The 17,440-nt window shown below is 74.5% G+C and carries 17 protein-coding genes; 7 read left to right on the forward strand and 10 right to left on the reverse strand.

Annotated features, from left to right (window positions below; translation table 11 throughout):
• Positions 1 to 6: 6 nt before the first annotated feature.
• Entirely contained in the window at positions 7 to 1,167 is a 1,161-nt protein-coding gene (locus tag LWP59_RS15510) for a glycoside hydrolase family 64 protein (RefSeq protein ID WP_191334797.1), read from the reverse strand.
• A gap of 175 nt (positions 1,168 to 1,342) precedes the next feature.
• Entirely contained in the window at positions 1,343 to 2,032 is a 690-nt protein-coding gene (locus LWP59_RS15515) for a helix-turn-helix transcriptional regulator (protein WP_144643661.1), read from the reverse strand.
• 92 nt (positions 2,033 to 2,124) lie between these two features.
• Between LWP59_RS15515 and LWP59_RS15520 the strand changes: the two genes are divergently transcribed.
• The 3 genes from LWP59_RS15520 to LWP59_RS15530 all read left to right on the forward strand — a co-directional run bounded on the left by LWP59_RS15520 (position 2,125) and on the right by LWP59_RS15530 (position 6,648).
• Positions 2,125 to 4,488 carry an ATP-binding protein gene (locus LWP59_RS15520; protein WP_229857446.1) on the forward strand — a complete coding sequence of 788 codons (2,364 nt, stop codon included), beginning with the start codon at positions 2,125 to 2,127 and terminating at the stop codon, positions 4,486 to 4,488.
• A gap of 112 nt (positions 4,489 to 4,600) precedes the next feature.
• Positions 4,601 to 5,617, forward strand: coding sequence for an ESX secretion-associated protein EspG (locus tag LWP59_RS15525; RefSeq protein ID WP_229857447.1), 1,017 nt, complete (start codon positions 4,601 to 4,603; stop codon positions 5,615 to 5,617).
• 50 nt (positions 5,618 to 5,667) lie between these two features.
• Positions 5,668 to 6,648, forward strand: coding sequence for a helix-turn-helix domain-containing protein (locus LWP59_RS15530; RefSeq protein ID WP_144643662.1), 981 nt, complete (start codon positions 5,668 to 5,670; stop codon positions 6,646 to 6,648).
• Here LWP59_RS15530 and LWP59_RS15535 read toward each other — a convergent pair.
• The 4 genes from LWP59_RS15535 to LWP59_RS15550 form a co-directional block, all read right to left on the reverse strand.
• Positions 6,563 to 7,012, reverse strand: coding sequence for a hypothetical protein (locus LWP59_RS15535; protein ID WP_186383521.1), 450 nt, complete (start codon positions 7,010 to 7,012; stop codon positions 6,563 to 6,565). The genes LWP59_RS15530 and LWP59_RS15535 overlap by 86 nt on opposite strands.
• 64 nt (positions 7,013 to 7,076) lie before the next feature.
• Positions 7,077 to 7,748, reverse strand: coding sequence for a thiamine pyrophosphate-dependent enzyme (locus LWP59_RS15540; RefSeq protein ID WP_144643663.1), 672 nt, complete (start codon positions 7,746 to 7,748; stop codon positions 7,077 to 7,079).
• Entirely contained in the window at positions 7,745 to 9,496 is a 1,752-nt protein-coding gene (gene acsA, locus LWP59_RS15545; RefSeq protein ID WP_144643664.1) for an acetate--CoA ligase, read from the reverse strand. Before acsA ends, LWP59_RS15540 begins: the two co-directional genes overlap by 4 nt.
• Complete coding sequence (locus LWP59_RS15550) at positions 9,493 to 10,119, reverse strand: phosphoribosyltransferase (protein WP_144643665.1); 627 nt, start codon at positions 10,117 to 10,119, stop codon at positions 9,493 to 9,495. The genes acsA and LWP59_RS15550 overlap by 4 nt, the downstream gene beginning before the upstream one ends.
• 159 nt (positions 10,120 to 10,278) lie before the next feature.
• On the opposite strand from LWP59_RS15550, the gene LWP59_RS15555 reads away from it, so the two are divergent.
• Entirely contained in the window at positions 10,279 to 11,592 is a 1,314-nt protein-coding gene (locus tag LWP59_RS15555) for a nicotinate phosphoribosyltransferase (protein WP_144643666.1), read from the forward strand.
• 2 nt (positions 11,593 to 11,594) lie between these two features.
• Here the strand turns inward: LWP59_RS15555 and LWP59_RS15560 are convergent, their stop codons facing one another.
• Positions 11,595 to 11,873, reverse strand: a complete 279-nt coding sequence (locus LWP59_RS15560) for a dsRBD fold-containing protein (protein WP_144643667.1) — start codon at positions 11,871 to 11,873, stop codon at positions 11,595 to 11,597.
• 127 nt (positions 11,874 to 12,000) lie between these two features.
• Positions 12,001 to 12,657, reverse strand: a complete 657-nt coding sequence (locus LWP59_RS15565; protein WP_144643668.1) for a response regulator — start codon at positions 12,655 to 12,657, stop codon at positions 12,001 to 12,003.
• Between the two features lie 216 nt (positions 12,658 to 12,873).
• On the opposite strand from LWP59_RS15565, the gene LWP59_RS15570 reads away from it, so the two are divergent.
• A complete protein-coding gene (locus LWP59_RS15570; RefSeq protein ID WP_144643669.1) occupies positions 12,874 to 13,293 on the forward strand; it encodes a pyridoxamine 5'-phosphate oxidase family protein in 420 nt (139 codons plus the stop codon).
• A gap of 9 nt (positions 13,294 to 13,302) precedes the next feature.
• Here LWP59_RS15570 and LWP59_RS15575 read toward each other — a convergent pair whose 3' ends face one another.
• Entirely contained in the window at positions 13,303 to 15,021 is a 1,719-nt protein-coding gene (locus LWP59_RS15575; RefSeq protein ID WP_186383522.1) for a sensor histidine kinase, read from the reverse strand.
• A 164-nt stretch (positions 15,022 to 15,185) separates the two neighbouring features.
• On the opposite strand from LWP59_RS15575, the gene LWP59_RS15580 reads away from it, so the two are divergent.
• Together LWP59_RS15580 and LWP59_RS15585 are read left to right on the forward strand one after the other, a co-directional pair.
• Positions 15,186 to 16,166, forward strand: coding sequence for an Acg family FMN-binding oxidoreductase (locus LWP59_RS15580; protein WP_144643670.1), 981 nt, complete (start codon positions 15,186 to 15,188; stop codon positions 16,164 to 16,166).
• Entirely contained in the window at positions 16,163 to 17,095 is a 933-nt protein-coding gene (locus LWP59_RS15585; RefSeq protein ID WP_144643671.1) for an Acg family FMN-binding oxidoreductase, read from the forward strand. The genes LWP59_RS15580 and LWP59_RS15585 overlap by 4 nt, the downstream gene beginning before the upstream one ends.
• A gap of 59 nt (positions 17,096 to 17,154) precedes the next feature.
• Here the strand turns inward: LWP59_RS15585 and LWP59_RS15590 are convergent, their stop codons facing one another.
• Positions 17,155 to 17,409: an Hsp20/alpha crystallin family protein gene (locus LWP59_RS15590; RefSeq protein ID WP_229857449.1), complete on the reverse strand. Its 255-nt coding sequence runs from the start codon at positions 17,407 to 17,409 to the stop codon at positions 17,155 to 17,157.
• Positions 17,410 to 17,440 lie beyond the last annotated feature (31 nt).

Raw genomic sequence — 17,440 nt, forward strand, 5'->3', positions numbered from 1 at the left:
TGCCGGTCACAGCCCGCGGACGGTGACCGTGAGCACGGCCGGGTCGCCCGCGAACACCGAACCGCTGAAGTCGGGCCCGGGGGTGACGTCGTCGTAGGGGAAGGCGTAGCCGCGGTTGTCCGGCAGCTTGCTGTGCACGATGCGGGCGTAGTGGTTGGTCGCCGCGTTGCGGTAGAACTGCGCCGGGTCCTCGCCGGTGGGCTGGTTCGCGTTGGCCAGCAGCGTGGTGCGGTTCAGCGCGGCGGCCAGCCGCGGGATGATCGCCTTGCGGGCGTCGCTCGCGCCCTGGGCGATCGCGAAGGGGCCGCTGTCGCAGCTCCACACGTCGGCGGTGGTGGGCCTGGTGAAGCTCTCGCCGTTGTCGAAGGTGAGCACGTCGCCGGCGACCCGCCCGGTGAACGCGCCGACGGCCTGGGTGTCGACGGTCAGCGGCTGGGTCGCGTACTTCTGCCACACCTGGTCGATGTAGCCGTCGAGGTAGCCGGCGAACTGGTCGGCCTTGTGCTGCGCGGACAGCACCCGCAGCGGGCGGCCCCCGGAGGTCTGCACCAGCTGCGACCAGTTCGAGCCCTGCGCCGACAGTTCGCCGGCGAGTGCGGACGCCGAGCCGGACGGCAGGCCCGGCACCGACTGGCTGCCCGAGGACGTGGTCGAGAGCGCGATGCCCAGGGGCAGCCCGACGAAGTCGACGTAGCTGATGTTGGCGAACAGCTGGGCGTCGTTGAAGGTGAACTCGGCGAACGACCAGTTCCTGCCGAAGTTGGGGTCCGAGCTGTTGAGGAAGCTCGGGTGCACGAGCGCGGGGCCGGGGTTGAGGAAGAAATCGAGCTTGGCGTCGGTGACCAGGTAGATGCGCGCGGCGTACATCCTGGGCACGCTGACCTGCCGCCCCGAGCCGACCGGGATCGCGCAGTCGACCGGCAGCGGGGTGAGGGTGGTGGCGGGGGAGGGCGGGTAGTAGGGCGTGCCGTCGGCGGCGAGCAGCACCAGGCGGTTGTCGGAGGTGGTGCCGGTGACGTAGGCGTAGGCGGTGCCCGAGCCGGAGTTGTCGACCAGGTTCAGGGTGAAGGTGGCCGGGGTGGCGGCCGCGGCCGTGGCGAAGCCGGGCCAGGCGGGTGCGGTGAGCGCGGCGGCGGACAGGCCCAGGAAGGCGCGGCGGGAGAACACCGGAATTCCTCCTTCGGTAGGGGAGTTCCGACGCTAGGCACCCGGCACGGGTGCGGTCAACCGACGATCGTCGGTTGTCTGGACCTTTACGGAAGAGGTTCAGACCTGAGTTCCGGCCGCGGGAGTTGTGGCCGCCTGCCCGGCACGGTTTCCTTGCGCCGCCGGGCATCGCCCGTCAGATCATGCCCTCGCGCAGGGCGTAGGCCACCGCGTGCGTGCGGTTCCGCAGGCCGAGGCGGGTGAGCAGGCTGTGCAGGATGTTCTTCACCGTGCGCTCGGAGTACGTCATCTCCGCCGCGATCTCCGACGTGTCCATGCCTTCGGCGAGCAGCCGCAGCACGTCGGCCTCGCGGCGGGACAGGCCGCTCAGCGTCAGGTCTCGCGGCGCCAGTACGTCGTGGTGCAGCCGGGACAACCCGTGCAGCAACGGCCCCAGCTGCTCGGGCGGTAGGTCACCGCGGCCGGCGTGCGCGTCGGAGATCGCCTGTAGCAACCGCGTCGTGTTCGCCTCCGCGCGTGGCACCAGCACCACCAGCCCGTGCTCGACCGCCGTCCACAGCTCGGCGGGGCGGGCCTGGTCGGCCACCAGCACGAGCTTCGCCCCGGCGGCCTTCGACACGAGGTCGCCGAGGTCGCGTCCCGGCTCGGTGACGGCGACCACCACCTCGGGCCGGACGTCCTCACGCGGGTCGACCAGCTGCACCCCGGGCTTGTCCCGCAGCTCGGCCAGGACGCCGGTGCGGACGAACGGGTCGGCCACGAGCACCGCGACCTTGACGGTGGGCCGCCTCGGCGAGATGGCGTGCAGCTTGGGCCTGCCCTCGTCCCGTCCGGCACCCTGGGCCCACGCGATACGCGATGACATGCGTTCAGCAAACCCGAACTCCCGCGCGCGCAGGAGGCGGAACAACCGGCAGGTTTTCGGTGTAGGTAGTTCTGCCGGTTCAATAGGGGGTGGTGAACGAGGTGACGGACTACGACGCGTCGGCGTTCGGGCGGCTGCTGCTGCGCCACCGGCGCTCCGCCCGGCTGACCCAGGCGGAGCTGGCGGAGGCCTCCGGCATGAGCGTCCGCGCCCTGCGTGACCTGGAGCGGGGCCGCTCGCAGGCCGCGCAGCGCCGCTCCGCCGACGCGCTCGCCGACGCGATGGGCCTGACCGGGAAGGACCGTGAAGGGTTCGTCGCCGCGGCCCGCGACGGGCGCCGCCGCGCCGCGAAGCCGGGCGAGGAGGACCTGTCCTGCCGGCTGCCCCCGGCGGTGCCGGACCTGCTCGGCCGCGACGCGGAACTGGCCCGGCTGCGGGAGGCGGCGGCCACCGGCTCGCCCAGCGGAGTGGTCCTGTCGATCATCGGCCACCCCGGCGTCGGCAAGACGGCGCTGGCGGTGGCGGCCGCGCACGCGCTCGAAGACCGCTTCCCGGACGGCTGCTTCGCGCTCGACCTGCGTGGGATGGACGACCAGCCGGTCACCTCGCGCGCCGCGCTCGACCAGCTGCTGCGTGCCCTCGGCGTGCCCGCGCAGCAGATCCCGGCCGCCGGCGTCGAGCAGCAGCACCTGTTCCGCTCGCTGCTGGCCGGTCGGCGGGTGCTGGTGCTGCTGGACAACGCCGCCGACGAGGCGCAGGTCCGCCCGCTGCTCGCGGCGAGCCCCGGCTGCCTGACCCTGATCACCTGCCGCCGCGCGCTCGCCGGGCTGGAGGCGGGCCGGTGGGTCTGGCTCGAGCCGCTCGCGACCACCGGCGCGACCGGGCTGCTGAGCACCATCGTCGGCGCGGACCGCGTCACGGCCGAGCCCGGAGCCGCCACGGAGCTGGTGACGCTGTGCGGCAACCTGCCGCTGGCGGTGCGCATCGCGGGCAACCGCCTCGCGACGCGGCCGCACTGGTCGATCGCCTACCTGGTGGCCGAGCTGCGCGACGTGAACACGAGGCTGAGCTCGCTGGCCGCGGGCGACCTGCAGGTGCGCTCGGCGTTCGAGATGTCCTACCGCAGGCTCTCCCCGGCCGCGCGGCTGGTGTTCCGCCGGCTGGCCGCGATCCCGGGCGCCGACTTCGCGGGCGCGCTCGCCGCGGTGGCCGCCGGGATGACCGAGGAGGACGTCTCGGCGTACCTGGACGAGCTGGTCGACGCGAACCTCGTGCAGGCGGCGACCGCCCCCGGCCGCTACCGGTTCCACGACCTGATCCGCATCTTCGCCGGTGAACGCCTGGACGCCGAGGAGAAGCCGGCCGACCGCGAGACGCTGGCGCACGCCACGCTGGAGTACCTGCTGGGCACGGCGTCGGCGGCCGCGCGCCTGTTCTACCCCGACACGCTCACGCCCGAGCCGTTCCGCTCGCGGAGTGAAGCGGCGGCCTGGCTCGACACCGAGGCGTCGAACTGGCTCGCCGCGCACCGGCTCGCGGCTCAGGCGGGCCGGCACCGCGAAGTGCTGGAGCTGGCGCACGCGATGCACTGGTACTCCGACGGGCGCAGCCAGCAGCGGCCGTGGCACGACGTGTTCACCCTCGGCCTCGTCGCCGCGCGGGCGCTGGGCAGCCGGCAGGACGAGGCGGTCATGCTCGACTTCGTCGGCTGGGCGCGCTACTTCTGCCTCGCCGACAACGACGGCGGCCTCCGCGCGCATCGCGACGCGCTGCGCCTCGCCGTCGAGATCGGCGACCGGCGGGAGCAGGCGTGTGCGCTCGCCTACCTCGCCGCGGTGCTGATGCGGCTGGGCCGGCTTCCCGAGGCACTCGACCACGCCCTCCGCGCCGTGCACCTGGCGCGGGAGCTGGAGTTCTGGCTGGGCCAGGGCACCATCCGCAACACGCTGGGCGCGATCCTGCGGGCGTGCGGCCGGACGGCCGAAGCGCTCGCCGTGCACCGCGAGGTGCTGGCGGACGTCGAGGCCCGCTACGGCGAGGCCAACCCCGACGCGCGCCGGTTCTTCCACTCCGCGACGCTGCTCAACCTCGGGCTGGACCTGAACGAGGCCGGGCGCTGGCAGCGCGCCGCGAGCACCTTCCGCGAGGCGCGGTCGCTGTTCCGCCAGGGCGGGTTCCGGCTGGAGGAGGCGCACGCGGCGCTCAACGAAGGCCGCGCACGGCGCGAGGTCGGCCAGCACGCGTTCGCCGGGGTGTGCCTGGAGCTGGCGCTTTCCGCGTTCACCGGAGTGCCCCTGCGCTGGCAGCGCGCCCGCACCCTCGCGGAGCTGAGCACGCTCTACGTCGCCACCGGCGACACCGAGGCGGCACACGACCGGCGGCATCAGGCACTCGCGCTGTGCGAGGAGCTCGGCACCGACGAGGCCAGGGCGCTGGCGGCCGAGCTGTCCTGGTGAGAACGGGCAGCGTTGGCTGTCGCTTCGGGTAAGGCGCGGGCGGAGCGCCCACTACGGCGGCCCGGCGGGTTTGACTCGTCCCGACGCGTCCGTGCCAGGGGAGATACCGCTCGTGAACCACGACCAAGTCGCTGCGGCGGACCCCGCGGCGTTCGACTGGGAGACCCGGCTGCGTGCCGCGTTCGCGGTACCGGGCCTGGCCGGTCTCGTCGTCGGGGCCCGGGACCTGTGGGACCAGTGCCCGCGGAACCGGCCCCGCGCGGTCCCGTCGTCCGGCGGTACGGCCGCCCCTAGCTCCCGCCCTGGCGATCCTGGGCGCCGGGGGCACGGGGGAGACGGCGGCGCGGCGACCGGGCCGGACCTCGTCCTCACCACGGCCGAGTTCGCCCTGCTGTGGGCCGACCTCGGGCTCGGCCCGATGCCCTATCCGCTGGCCGTGCCCGCCTGCGGCCGGACCCCGGCGCTGCGCGCCGAGTTCACCGCCGAGGTGTACCGCGAGCTGGGCACCCGCGGCCTCGCCGCGGGCGGGCGCCTGGCCGCGGACCTCGAAGCGCTGCTGGTCCTGCTCGCCGGGTGCGAGTTCGCCGTGGACGCCGTCGCGCACGTGGGCTACCCGCTGCGCGCACTGGCCGGCACCGACCGGCACACCGCCGTGCTCGCGATGCTCGCCGGGGGCGAGGTGTGGCTGACCGCGATCCGCCCGACCGCGCTCGCGTCCGCGATCGCGGGCGTGCTGCCCGCCCGCGACGCCGGGCCGGGCCACGGCCTGTCCCTGCCCCGCGCCGTGCTCACCGCGGCCGCCGAGCCGGCGGAGGACGTCTTCGGCGCCCGGATGGAGCCTAAGGCGGTGTTGCGGGCGGGCGGGGTGTCGCCGGTCGACACCGCCGTGCTGCTGGAACTGGCCGCCGGGCGCCGGACCGGCGGCCAGTTCGCCGTCTCCCGTACCGGGCCGGGGCGGGCGCGCCGGATGGACACCCTCGTCTCGTGGTTCGACACCTCCCGCGGCCGCTATCTGCTGGTGCGCGAGGACTCCTGGCTCAGCCTCGCGCCCGCGAGCGCCATCCGCCTCGAGCACCGCCTGGCCGCGTTGCTGTCCGAAGTGGACGAGCTGAACCACGCCTGGTGCTGACCCGCGGCACAGCCGGAAAAAGACTGGACGAGCCCGATACGGTGGATCCCGTGCCCCGGCTGCGTCTGCATTTCACCGCCGAAGACCTGGCGAGAACCCGGATCGTGGCCGAGCCGCATCCGATGTGGGAGCTCGTGCTGAGCCTGCAGAAGGTGCGGTCCGTCCGGCCGCACGCCCGTTACGCCGAATGGCGGGAGCACTCGCTGCCGCGGCTCGGCGAGCCCGCCCACCGCCGGCATCTGGACCTGCTCACCACCCTGGTGCCCCCGCGCGGGAACTTCCCCGACTTCCTCACCCCGGCCGGCGGCGAGGGCGAGTTCGGCGACGTGCTGGAGACCGTGCTCAGCACCCCGAGGCAGCGGCTGCGCCGGGAGATGGCCGCGATCCTGCGCGGACGGCAGGCGTCCCCGGCCGCGGGCCTGCTGGCCGACGGTTCCGCGGACGGGCTGCGCGAACTGGCCGACGCCGCCTCCTGGTACCACGACACCGTGCTCAGGCCGCACTGGAGCGCCGTGCGGCGGGCCTTCGGCGCGGACCGCGGGTCCCGGGTGCACGACCTGTCCGGCGGCGGGGTGGAGCGGCTGCTGAGCAGGCTGCCGGGCTGCACCCGATGGGAGGCGCCGGTGCTGGAGTGCCCGTACCCGGTGAACCGGAACCTCGAGCTGGGCGGGCGCGGGCTCAGCCTCATCCCGTCCTACTTCTGCCAGACCAGCCCGGTGACGCTGATCGATCCGGCGCTGCCCCCGGTGCTCGTCTACCCCGCGGGGGACCTGCCGGTGCCCGGCGGCGGGACGGCCGCGCTGGTCGCCCTGCTCGGCGACACCCGGGCGCAGGTGCTGCGCGCCCTGCGCGTCCCCCGCTCCACCACGAGCATCGCCGGGTACGTGCGCACCTCGGCGGCCTCGGCGAGCAAGCACGCCGCCGTGCTGCGCGAAGCGGGCCTGGTCACGAGCACCCGCGACGGTCACGCGGTCCTGCACGCCGTGACCCCGCTGGGGCTGGCGCTGCTGGACGTGGTCGGCGGCGCCTGAGCCCGTCGGGGCGGCCCTGGGCGACGGCGAGGGCACGCGCGCAGACCTGGACCAGCAGCCGGTTGGCGGGGGAGTCCGGGAAGCGGCCGCACCCGGGGCAGCGCAGCAGGACCTGCCCGGCGAGCTCGTCCACCACGACCGGCACCGGCCGCTCGCAGGCCCGGCACCACCGGTGCCCGGTCACCAGGATCACGTGTGCGTCGGCGCCGACGCAGTGGTGCAGCCAGTTCCGGTGGGTCCGGCAGGTGATCCGCTCGAACGGGTCGAGCCCGCGCTCCTCCGCGGCGTCCTCGGCCGCCAGCCGGGCGGCCAGGCGCCGGTCGCGCAGGTCCGCGTACCGGTCGACGACGTGCAGTGTCGGCATGCCCCAAGATAACTCCGGGTGTGCCGCCCGGGCCTGTGGCCCACTTTCGCCGGACGGGCCGGGCTCAGCCGACCGGTTCGAGCACCGCCAGTTCGGCGTCCACTTCGGACTCCAGCCGGGTCAGCTCGGGCTCGCGCAGGCCGTCCTCGGCGCGCATCCGGTCCGTCAGCAGGCGGACCGGGTCGAACTCACGCCAGCGCGCCACCTCCGCGCGGCCGCGGAACCGGCACGTGCTCAGCTCCAGCAGGTGCGGGCCCTCGCCGCAGCGGATCGCGTCGACCGCCTCGTCCACGGCCTCGGCCACGGCGAGCACGTCCATGCCGTCCACCGACCACGCGGGAACGCCGTGCTCATCGGCGAAACCCGTCTCCGAGGCGAGCCCGCCGAGCGGGTGGAGGTTGTTCTCGCGGCAGAACAGCACCGGCAGCCGCCGGCGTGCGGCCAGCTTCAGCGCCGCGCGCAGTTCCTCGGCAGGGCCGCCGTCTTCGCCCAGCAGGTACACGGTGACCGTCGGCCGGTCCAGCATCGCCGCCGACATGCCCAGCCCGAGCGCGAGCGACAGCCCGCCGCCCTCGACGAGGGTGTCGTCCGGGCCGACGCCCTGGGCGATCCCGGCCAGCACGGCCTCGTTCCCGATGACCGGCTCGCCGGCGCGGCGCTCCGCGAAGCGCCGCGCGCGGATCATCTGGCGGAGCAGGTCCAGCCGCTCGTACGCGCGCAGGCTCCGGTCACTCATGACATTCCCTCCACTGTAGACGGATCTCCCGCTGCGAGACCCAGTTCCCTCGCCTTGAGCACGCGCCGCAGCACCTTGCCGCTGCGCGTCTTCGGCAGCCGCGGCTCGAACGCGACCTCCCGTGGCGCCAGCGCGCCGAGCGCGCGGCGGCCGAACGAGAGCAGCTCCAGCCGCAGCTCCTCGCCCGGCTCGTAGCCGGCGTGGAGCGCGACGAACGCCTTCACCAGCTCGCCCTCGTCGGGGTCGGGCCTGCCCACGACTCCCGCCTCCCGCACGGCCGGATGCCTCAGCAGCACGCTCTCCACCTCGAACGGGCTCACCAGGTAGCCGTTCGCGGAGATCACGTCGCCGGTCCGGCCCACGAACCAGAAGTAGCCGTCCTCGTCGCGGCGGGCGATGTCGCCGGTGAGGTACCAACCGTCCGAAAAGGACTCGTTGTAGCGCTGCGGGTCGCGCCAGTAGCCGCGGAACATCGACGGCCAGCCACGCCGCAGCGCCAGCTCGCCCGCCTGCCGCTCCTCGCGGCCCAGCTCGCGGACCTTGCCGTCCTCGCCGCGTTCCACGAGCCCGGCCTCGACCCCCGGCAGCGCAAGGCCCATCGACCCCGGCCGGACCTCCTCGGCCGCGAAGTTGGCGATCGTGATCGCGCCGGTCTCGGCCTGCCACCAGGTGTCGTGCACCGGCGTGCCCAGCGCGTCCTGGCCCCACACCACGGCCTCCGCCCCGAGCGGCTCGCCGCCGCTGGCCACGAATCGCAGTGCCGACAGGTCGTGTTCGGCAGGGGGTTCCGCACCCCGGCGCATCAGGGTGCGCAGCGTCGCGGGTTCGGTGTACCAGACGCTGACCCGCTGGGTGGACAGCACCGAGAGCCATCGCCTGCCGTCGAACCCGCCGTCGACGCTGACCGTGGTGATCCCCGCGGCCAGCGGCGCCACCACGGCGTAGGTCATCCCGGTGACCCCGCCGGGGTCGGCGCTGCACCACAGCACGTCCCGCGGGTGCAGGTCGAGGGCGTACCGGGCGCTGACGAACTGCGCCAGCACGGCCTCGTGGGCCTGCAGCACGCCCTTCGGGCTGCCGGTGGTGCCGCTGGTGAAGTGCAGGAACGCGGGGTCGTCCGGCTCGCCGGCCGCGATCTCGTACTCCGGCGAGGACCCGGCGAGCGCCGGGCCGAGCGCGAGCGTCCCCGGCTCGCTCACCTCGCCGGTCACCAGGACCTCCCGCAGCGAGGGCACCGAGTCGCGGATCTCCCGCACCTTGCGGCGGTACAGCTCGGGAGTGGTGACGAGCACGCCGGCCTCGCCCAGCCGCAGCCGTTCGCGGACCGGCTGGGGACCGTAGGCGGCGAACAGCGGGGAGAGCACGCAGCCGGCCTTGAGGGCGCCGAGCACGGCGACGTAGAGCTCGGGCACCCGGCCCAGCAGCGTGAACACCCGTTCGCCGCGCGGGATGCCGAGCTTGCCGAGCAGGTCGGCGAACCGGTTGCTGCGCTCGGCCAGCTCGGCGTAGGTGAAGTCCACGGTGTCGTCGTAGCGGTCCACCCAGCGGAGCGCGGCGTGGTCGCGGCGCGGCCCGGCGGCGTAGCGGTCCACCGCCTCGTGCGCGATGTTGAGCCCGCGGCCCCGGGGCAGCCCGGACAGGGCCAGCCGCTCGGCGTCCCAGCTGAACTCCTCGACCACCCGCCGGTAGTCCCCGAGGGTGGCCGACGCGCGGACGGCGTCGGGCTTGCGGATCGGCGGCCACGTCATGCGGGGACCCCGGCGTTCTCCTGGAGCACGCGCAGCACCTCGCGGTCGTCCACTTCCCGGAAGTCGGCGTACCACCGGCTGACCGCCTGCATCCGATTCGGCGCGAGCAGGCATTCGACCCGGTCGACGAGCGGGGTCAGCTCGGCGAGCGCCTCCGGCGCGGCGACCGGCACCGCGAGGATGATCCGCGCGGCGCCGCGCGAGCGCAGCACCCGGATCGCCGCGCGAATGCTGGCGCCCGTCGCGATGCCGTCGTCGGCGAGCACGACGGTGCGGCCGGACACCGGCACCGCGGGGCGGACGGCGCGGTAGCGCAGCGCGCGGCGGGCCAGGCGCAGCTGCTCGGTCTCCAGCACCCGCGCGAAGATCTCGGGGTCGAGGCTGTTCCCCCCGACGACGACGGCGTCCTCGCCGACGGCGCCGAGCGCCAGCTCGGGACTGCCGGGATCACCGATCTTGCGGACCAGGACCACGTCGAGCGGGGCGTGCAGCGCGGTGGCGATCGGCGCGGCGACCAGCACCCCGCCCCGGGGCAGGCCCAGCACCAGTGGCCGTTCCCCGCGCACGTCCGCCAGGCGCGCGGCGAGCTCCTGGCCTGCGGTCGTGCGGTTGTCCACCACCATCGGATCGCTCCCTCGAGACGAAGCCGTCCGGTCGACGATGCCTTCTCCCCGGGTGCCCAGGGCAGGGCTGGAGGTAACCGGCCGCACGGTACAAAGTCCCCACGACCGGGCCGCGAGTCGTACGGTGGGACCCATGGGCCAGGCCCGGGACACGCCGGAATGACCGCCACGCAGACGGATCTGTACGCGGTCAGGACGGCCGCGGGCTGTCTGCGGCGCGGCATGACCGAGCCGGCCACGTTCAGCCTTTTCGCGCGCCGCCTGCCGCCGCAGCGCGGCTTCCTGGTCAGCGCCGGGCTCGTCGACTGCCTCGGCTTCCTCGAGGGTTTCCGCTTCGAGGAAGGGGAACTGACCGGTCTGCGGGAAAGCGGCGGCCTCGCGCAGTCCGATGTGGACGCGCTGGCGGGGCTGCGGTTCGACGGCGACGTGTGGGCCGCGCCCGAGGGCTGCCTGGTCTTCGCCGACGAGCCGCTGCTGGAGGTGACCGCACCGCTGCCGCAGGCGCAGCTGGTGGGGACCGCCCTGCTCAACACCGTCTCGTTCCAGGCCACCGTGGCGACCAAGGCCGCGCGCTGCCGGATCGCGGCGGGCGGGGCGGAGCTGGTCGACTTCGCCGCGCGGCGCACGCACGGGTTCGATGCGGCGACCGCGGTGGCGCGGGTGTGCGCCATGGTCGGTTTCGCCGGTACCAGCCAGGTCGGCGCGGTACAACGGTTCGGCCTCGCCCCGCTCAGCACGATGACCCACTCCTACGTGCAGGCCTTCGGTGACGAGCAGGCGGCCTTCCGCGCCTACGCGCACGACTTCCCCGATTCGGTGATGTTCCTGGTCGACACGAACGACACGCTCGCCGGCGTCCGTGCGGCGGTGGAGGTGGCCATGGCGCTCGGCCTGCCCGACGGCGGCTTCGGCGTGCGGTTCGCCGCCGGCGACCTGCTGCTGCTGGCGCAGGAGACGCGGAAGCTGCTCGACGAGGCGGGGTTCGTGCAGGCGCGCATCATGGTCAGCGGCGGGCTCGACGAGTACGAGCTGGCGCGCCTGACCGCGGCACAGGCGCCGATCGACTCCTACGGCGTCGGCGTGAAGCTGGGCGTGTCCGCCGACGCGCCGCCGACCGAGACCGCCTATGAGCTGGTCGAGTACGCGGGCAGGCCGATCGCGCAGCACGTGCCCGGCAAGGAGACCCTGCCGGGCGCGAAGCAGGTGTACCGCCGGGCCTCCGGCGATCCGGACGTGCTCGCGCTGCGGGACGAGCCGTCCCCGAAGGGGTGTCGCCCGGTGCTGTCCCAGGTGATGCGCGCGGGCCGTCGCCTGCGCGGCAAGCACCGGCTCGACGAGGCGCGGGACCGCTTCGAGCGGGACCTGCTGTGGCTGCCGCGCAGCGCACGGCGGTTGCGGAACCCCGAACCGGTGCGGGTGCGCGTGTCGGAGCCCCTGCGGGAGCTGTCCGAGCGTCTGGGTGCGGGCCACTGAGCTCAAGCACGGGCCGGGACGGGGGCCACCGCGCCCGGTACCGCCGACTCGATGTCCGAGGCGACCGCCTCGAGCAGCTCCTCGGTCAGGTCGCTGAACGCCCGCGCCATCGCGAGCTCGGCCGCGATCGCGGGCAGGTGTACCCCGCGCTGGCCGCCGCGGACGAGGCCGATGCCGTGAAACACGGCGCCTCCCGCCGCGGCCAGCCGGACCTGGGCGCGGGTGGTGTCGCCGTTCTCGTCGAGCGCGACTTCAATGGTCCACTTCGCCGCTCGTGCCATGGCACTCCTCTTCCGTCGTTCCCACCCTCCTGCGCTCGGCTGCCGCGGCGTAGGGTCGAAAGACCCTAGTTCAAGGAGGCGAGCTCAGTCGTCCACAGTGGATCTTGTGCGGCGTCCACAGTGGACGTCAGTCGCGCGGCTCGCGGTTCTGGCGCTGCTCCCGCATCCGGGTGGCGAGCACCGCGGCCTGGGTCCGGCGCTCGAGGCCGAGCTTCGTGAGCAGCCGGGAGACGTAGTTCTTCACGGTCTTCTCGGCGAGGAACATCCGCTCGGAGATCTGCCGGTTGGTCAGGCCCTCACCGATGAGATCCAGCAGGGTCCGCTCCCGCTCGCTCAGCCCGGCCAGCGGACCGGCGTCGCTCGCGTCCGAGCGCAGCTTCGCCATCAGCGTGGCGGCCGCGCGGTTGTCGAGCAGGGAGCGCCCCGACCCGACCTCGCGGACGGCGGAGACCAGCTGCAGGCCCTGGATGTCCTTGATCACGTACCCGCCCGCGCCGGCGAGGATCGCGTTGAGCATGGCCTCCTCGTCGGTGTAGGAGGTCAGCATCAGCACGTTCAGCTCGGGCAGCTTCGAGCGCAGGTCCCGGCACAGCTCGATGCCGTTGCCGTCGGGCAGCCGCACGTCCAGCACTGCGATGTCGGGCCGCAGCGCCGGGATGCGGGCGAGTGCCTGCGCGGCCGTGGGCGCCTCGCCGACGATGACCAGCTCGGGATCGGCCTCCAGCAGGTCGGCCACGCCGCGCCGGACGACCTCGTGGTCGTCGACCAGGAACACCTTGATCACGGTCCTCACCTCCGGCGGGTAGGCCCAGGCTAGGCCCTCCCGGGCCCCGGTGGCACGCCACCGACCAGGTCTGTCCACTGTGGACCGGGGCGGACCGGGGCCACCGCCGCTGGTCCGGGCTTGATCACCAGAGGACTTTGTGCTCTTTTCCCCCGATCCTCCCCGGACGAGGATGTCGCTCGTGCCCACGTGCGGACCGCCGAGCTGGAGTGGCGGATGACGCCGCGGAGATTCCAGGAGCTCTCGCGGGAGGAGTCGCTGCGCCGGCTGGCCGGCGTCGGCGTGGGCCGGATCGTGTTCACCCACCAGGCCCTGCCCGCGATCCGGCCGGTCCACCACCTGCTCGACGGCGGCCAGATCATCATCTGCAGCCACGGCGGTGCCGCGCTGCTCTCGGCGCTGGACACGGTGGTGGCCTACGAGGCCGACTCGGTGTCGGGCGACGACCACATCGGCTGGAGCGTCATCGTGACCGGCGTGGCCCGGCGCGTCGAGCCCGGCGCGGTCACCGAGCGCTATCGCGGGCTGGCCGACCCGTGGGCGGGGGACGGGGCGGGCTACGTGATCCGGATCCGCCCCGAGCTGGTCGCGGGGTTCGGGCTGGTGGAGGAGAACGTCTCGCCGTGCCACCGGTGACGGTCGTGCTCACGACACGGGGGCGGACCAGACCAGCCGGGTGCCGCCGCCCTCGGGCATGTCGACGGTGCACTTCCCGCCTGCCTTCGTGGCGCGGTCGGCGAGGTTCGCCAGCCCGCTGCGGGTCACCCCGCCCGGCACTCCACGGCCGTTGTCGGAGACCTCGATGCACATGTCGTCGGCGACGGTGACGGTCACCGCGACGGTGCTGGCGCCCGCGTGGCGCACGGTGTTGCTCAGCGCCTCCCGGACGACGGCCTCGGCGTGCTCGGCCAGATGCGGGGACACCACGCCCAGCGGGCCGGACACCCGCACGGTCGTCTGCAGGCCCGCCTCGCCGGTGATCTCGGCGATGATCTCGTGCAGCCGCCTGCGCAGCTGCGTCGTGCCCTCCAGCCCGCCGTGCAGGTCGAAGATCGCGGTGCGGATCTCGGCGATGATGCTCTGCACGTCCTCGATCATGTCGCCCATCCGGCGCTGCAGGTCCGGCGAGCGGGTGCGCAGCCGGGTGCTCTGCAGGGCCAGCCCGTGCGCGAAGAGGCGCTGGATGACGTGGTCATGCAGGTCGCGGGCGATCCGGTCGCGTTCGGCCAGTACCTCGAGCTCGTAGAGGCGGCGCTGGTCGTCGGCCAGCTGCAGGGCGAGCGCGGCCTGGTCGGCGAACGAGGCGGCCAAGGACAGCTGGCTCTCCGCGAACGGCTCCTCACCGGCCTTGCGCAGCGTCACCAGCACCCCGGACACCGTGTCGGCGGAGGCCCGCAACGGCAGCACCAGCACCGGGCCGAAGTCCTCCGTCAGCCCTTCCGAGAGGTTGTAGCGCAGGCTCGCCGCGCGCTGCGGCACCGCGTCGCGGAACGCCATCCCGCAGCTGGACCCTTCGACCGGGATCTCGCGGCCGGTCAGCACGTCGGCGTTGAGCCCGGCGGACACGGTGACCACGAGGGTGCTGACCTCCTCGGGCGGCAGCTCCGGATCGTCCGGCCGGGCCAGGAAGGTGTAGTCCGCCCCGGTCAGCGCCAGCGCCCGGTTGGCGATCAGGTGCAGCACGTCGCCGGGCGCGGCCGCCGCCAGCAGCTCGGCCCGGATCTCGCTGGTGGCCTCCTGCCAGCGCTGGCGCAGCCGGGCCTCCTCGTACAGCCGCGCGTTCTGGATCGCGATGCCCGCGGCCGCGGCGAGCGCGTGCACCACCACCTGGTCGTCCTCGGTGAAGGGCTGCTCGTCCGCCTTCTCGGTGAGGTAGAGGTTGCCGAACACCGTGTCGCGCACCAGGACCGGCACGCCGAGGAAGGTCTTCATCGGCGGGTGGTGCGCCGGGAAGCCCGCCGACGCGGGATGGGCCGCCAGATCCGGCAGGCGCAGCGGCTTCGGCTCCTGGATGAGCATGCCGAGCAGGCCGTGTCCCTCCGGCAGGTGCCCGATCTTCCGGCGATCCTGCTCGTCGATGCCCTCGTAGACGAACTCGGCGAGCCCGACGCCGTCGAAGTTGAGCACGCCGAGGGCGCCGTAGTGGCAGTCGACCAGCTCGATCGCCGCGTGCACGATGCGGCGCAGGGTCGCGTCCAGCTCGAGCCCGCCCGCGACGGCGAGCACGGCCTCCAGCAGCCCGTCCATCTGGTCGCGGACGCCCACCAGCCGCTCGACGCGGTCCTGCACCTCGCCGAGCAGCTCCCGCAGGCGCAGCTGGGACAGGGCGCCGCGCAGGGGGCTGGGGGTGCCTTCCACCGGCATGCAGCCAGCTTGTCATCGGGGCCGGGCGAAAGCCAGGTCGTCTCCCGGCCGGGCGCGCCCGCCAAGGGCCCAAAGACCCCCGATGTTCGGGACGCCCGCCTCTGCCGCGGCCCGTGCCGCGAGACGAACCTGGTGGCCGGAATTCAGCTCCGGGAGTGCCGATCATGACCATCATCCCCGCGCAGGCCGCGAGCCTGGTCGTGCCGGCGCTCGAAGCCGCGGTGCGAGCCCCGTCGCCGCACAACACCCAGCCCTGGCGGTTCGAGCTGGCCGAGGACCGGATCGAGGTGCTGCTCGATCCCGAGCGGGTGCTCGCCGTCGCCGACGCGGACGGCCGGGAGGCCCGGCTCGCCTGCGGGGCGGCCGTGCTCAACATCCAGCTCGCGCTGCGTGCCGCCGGGCAGGCCTGCGCGGTGCGCCTGCTGCCCGACCGGGCGCGGCCCGCGCACCTGGCCACCGTGTGGCTGCAGGGCCCGTGCCAGGTCACCCCGGAGGACCGCGCGTTCGCCAGGGCCGTCTCGTTCCGCCGCAGCAACCGGCGGCCGTTCACCGACCGGCCGGTGCCGGTGTGGATCCGGGACGCGCTGGTGCGCGCGGCGAGCCTGGAGGGCGCCGCGCTGGTGCTCGTGGAACGCGGCCGGGACCTCGACGAGCTGGCGCGGCTGCTGCGGCGCGCCGAGCACCTGCAGAACGAGGATCCCGCGTTCCAGGCCGAGCTGCGGCGCTGGACCGCCGCGGGCGGCCGCCGCGACGACGGCGTGCCGCTGGCGGCGGGCGGCCCGCGCCCGGCGGCGGCCGGCCTGCTGACCCCGCGCCACCACCCGGAGGGTCCGGCCGGACGCGAGCCGCTGGTCGCGGTGCTCTGCTCGTTCGCCGACACGCCGCTGGCGCAGCTGCGTACCGGCCAGGCGATGCAACGGGTGCTGCTCACCGGCACCACCGCCGGGGTCAGCGCGTCGTTCCTGTCGCAGCCGGTCGAGGTCCCCGCGACCCGCGAGCCCCTGCGCGGGCTGCTCGGCGGTCAGGCCCACCCCCAGGCCGTGCTGCGCTTCGGCTACGGGTTCGCCGCACCCGCGACGCCGCGGCGGCGCCCCGAGGCCGTCACCCGGTCCCGCCGTCAGCAGCCCGAGGAGGCCAACCGATGAGCTGGTCCGGCACCGAGATCGGGGTGCTGGCGCGCGCGGTGAGCCGGGCGCCGTCGGTGCACCACAGCAGGCCGTGGACGCTCGAGGCGCACGGCGACCAGGCCGAGCTGGTCGAGCGCGTCGAGGTGGCGCTGCCGCGTCACGACCCCGCGGGCCGCGACCGGATGGTCTCCTGCGGGGCGGCGCTGGCCAACCTGGAGCTGGCCGTGCGGGCGCTGGGCCGGCGCCCCGCCGTGGCGTTGTTCCCGGCCGGCGGGCGTCCCGACCTCGTCGCCAAGGTGGTGGCGGCAGGGCGTGAGGACGCCACGGCCGAGGAGGTCGAGCGGTACTCCGCGGTGTTCCGCCGTCGCAGCTACCGGGCGCCCTTCAGCCTGCACCCGGTGCCACCGTCCATATTGGACTCACTCGGCGCCGCCGCGGGATCGGGCGCACAGGCGCGGGCGGTGCGCCGGCCGGAAGACGCCGCGGCGCTCGCGGAGTTGCTGCGCCGCGCGGCGGCGGTGCTGCGCGAGGACCGTGTCTACCAGCGGGAGCTGACCGCGTGGACGGCGCAGTTCCCCGAGCCGCTCCAGGACGTGGCCGGCCTGCCGTGGGCCGCGCTCGCGCACGACGGCACCCGGCTGCCCGACAGCCTCACGCTCGCCGGGCGGCTGCGCACGGAGGGCCTGCTGGTCGTGCTCACCCCCGGCGACGGGCGGCGGGACCACCTGCTCGCGGGCCTGGCCATGGAACGGATCTGGCTCGCGGCGCTCACCGAGGGCCTGGTCGGCTCGGTGCTGGCCCAGCCGCTGCACGTGCCCGAGGTGCGGGCGGGGCTGGCCGACCGGCTCGGGCTCCCCGGCCACCCGCAGGTGATCCTGCGCTTCGGCTACCCCGTCACCGCGACCCCGGTGACCCTGCCCTCGGCGGTCGCCGCCGGGCCGCGGTAGCGCACGAAGAAGGGCCCCGGACCTGGCGGATTCTGGCGGTCGGGGCCCCTTCGGGTCGGTTACTCGCCGGTGATCTCGATCCGGCGCGGCTGCGCCGGCTCGGCCTTGGGCACGCGCACGGTCAGCACACCGTTCTCCAGCGCGGCCTCGACCTTGTCGCCGTCCACTCCCCGCGGCAGCGGCACGCGGTAGGAGAACTTGCCGGTGCGCCGGGTGCGGCGGTGGAACCGGCCCTCCCGCTCCTGCGCCTTCAGCTCGCCGGTCACGGCGAGGCGGTTGCCGGTCAGGTCGACCGCGACGTCCTCGCGGCTCACCTCCGAAGTCCCGGAACGGGTCCCAACGGCT

This window comes from Amycolatopsis acidiphila (assembly GCF_021391495.1).
GTDB classification, from domain to species: Bacteria; Actinomycetota; Actinomycetes; order Mycobacteriales; family Pseudonocardiaceae; genus Amycolatopsis_E; species Amycolatopsis_E acidiphila.

Bases quoted from the DNA above. Each gene is read 5' to 3' on its own strand.
- LWP59_RS15570 (WP_144643669.1), top strand. From the start codon at position 12,874: ATGACGCCGCGGAGATTCCAGGAGCTCTCGCGGGAGGAGTCGCTGCGC.
- LWP59_RS15555 (WP_144643666.1), top strand. From the start codon at position 10,279: ATGACCGCCACGCAGACGGATCTGTACGCGGTCAGGACGGCCGCGGGC.
- acsA (WP_144643664.1), bottom strand. From the start codon at position 9,496: ATGACGTGGCCGCCGATCCGCAAGCCCGACGCCGTCCGCGCGTCGGCC.
- LWP59_RS15550 (WP_144643665.1), bottom strand. From the start codon at position 10,119: ATGGTGGTGGACAACCGCACGACCGCAGGCCAGGAGCTCGCCGCGCGC.
- LWP59_RS15575 (WP_186383522.1), bottom strand. From the start codon at position 15,021: ATGCCGGTGGAAGGCACCCCCAGCCCCCTGCGCGGCGCCCTGTCCCAG.
- LWP59_RS15560 (WP_144643667.1), bottom strand. From the start codon at position 11,873: ATGGCACGAGCGGCGAAGTGGACCATTGAAGTCGCGCTCGACGAGAAC.
- LWP59_RS15540 (WP_144643663.1), bottom strand. From the start codon at position 7,748: ATGAGTGACCGGAGCCTGCGCGCGTACGAGCGGCTGGACCTGCTCCGC.
- LWP59_RS15515 (WP_144643661.1), bottom strand. From the start codon at position 2,032: ATGTCATCGCGTATCGCGTGGGCCCAGGGTGCCGGACGGGACGAGGGC.
- LWP59_RS15585 (WP_144643671.1), top strand. From the start codon at position 16,163: ATGAGCTGGTCCGGCACCGAGATCGGGGTGCTGGCGCGCGCGGTGAGC.
- LWP59_RS15535 (WP_186383521.1), bottom strand. From the start codon at position 7,012: ATGCCGACACTGCACGTCGTCGACCGGTACGCGGACCTGCGCGACCGG.
- LWP59_RS15580 (WP_144643670.1), top strand. From the start codon at position 15,186: ATGACCATCATCCCCGCGCAGGCCGCGAGCCTGGTCGTGCCGGCGCTC.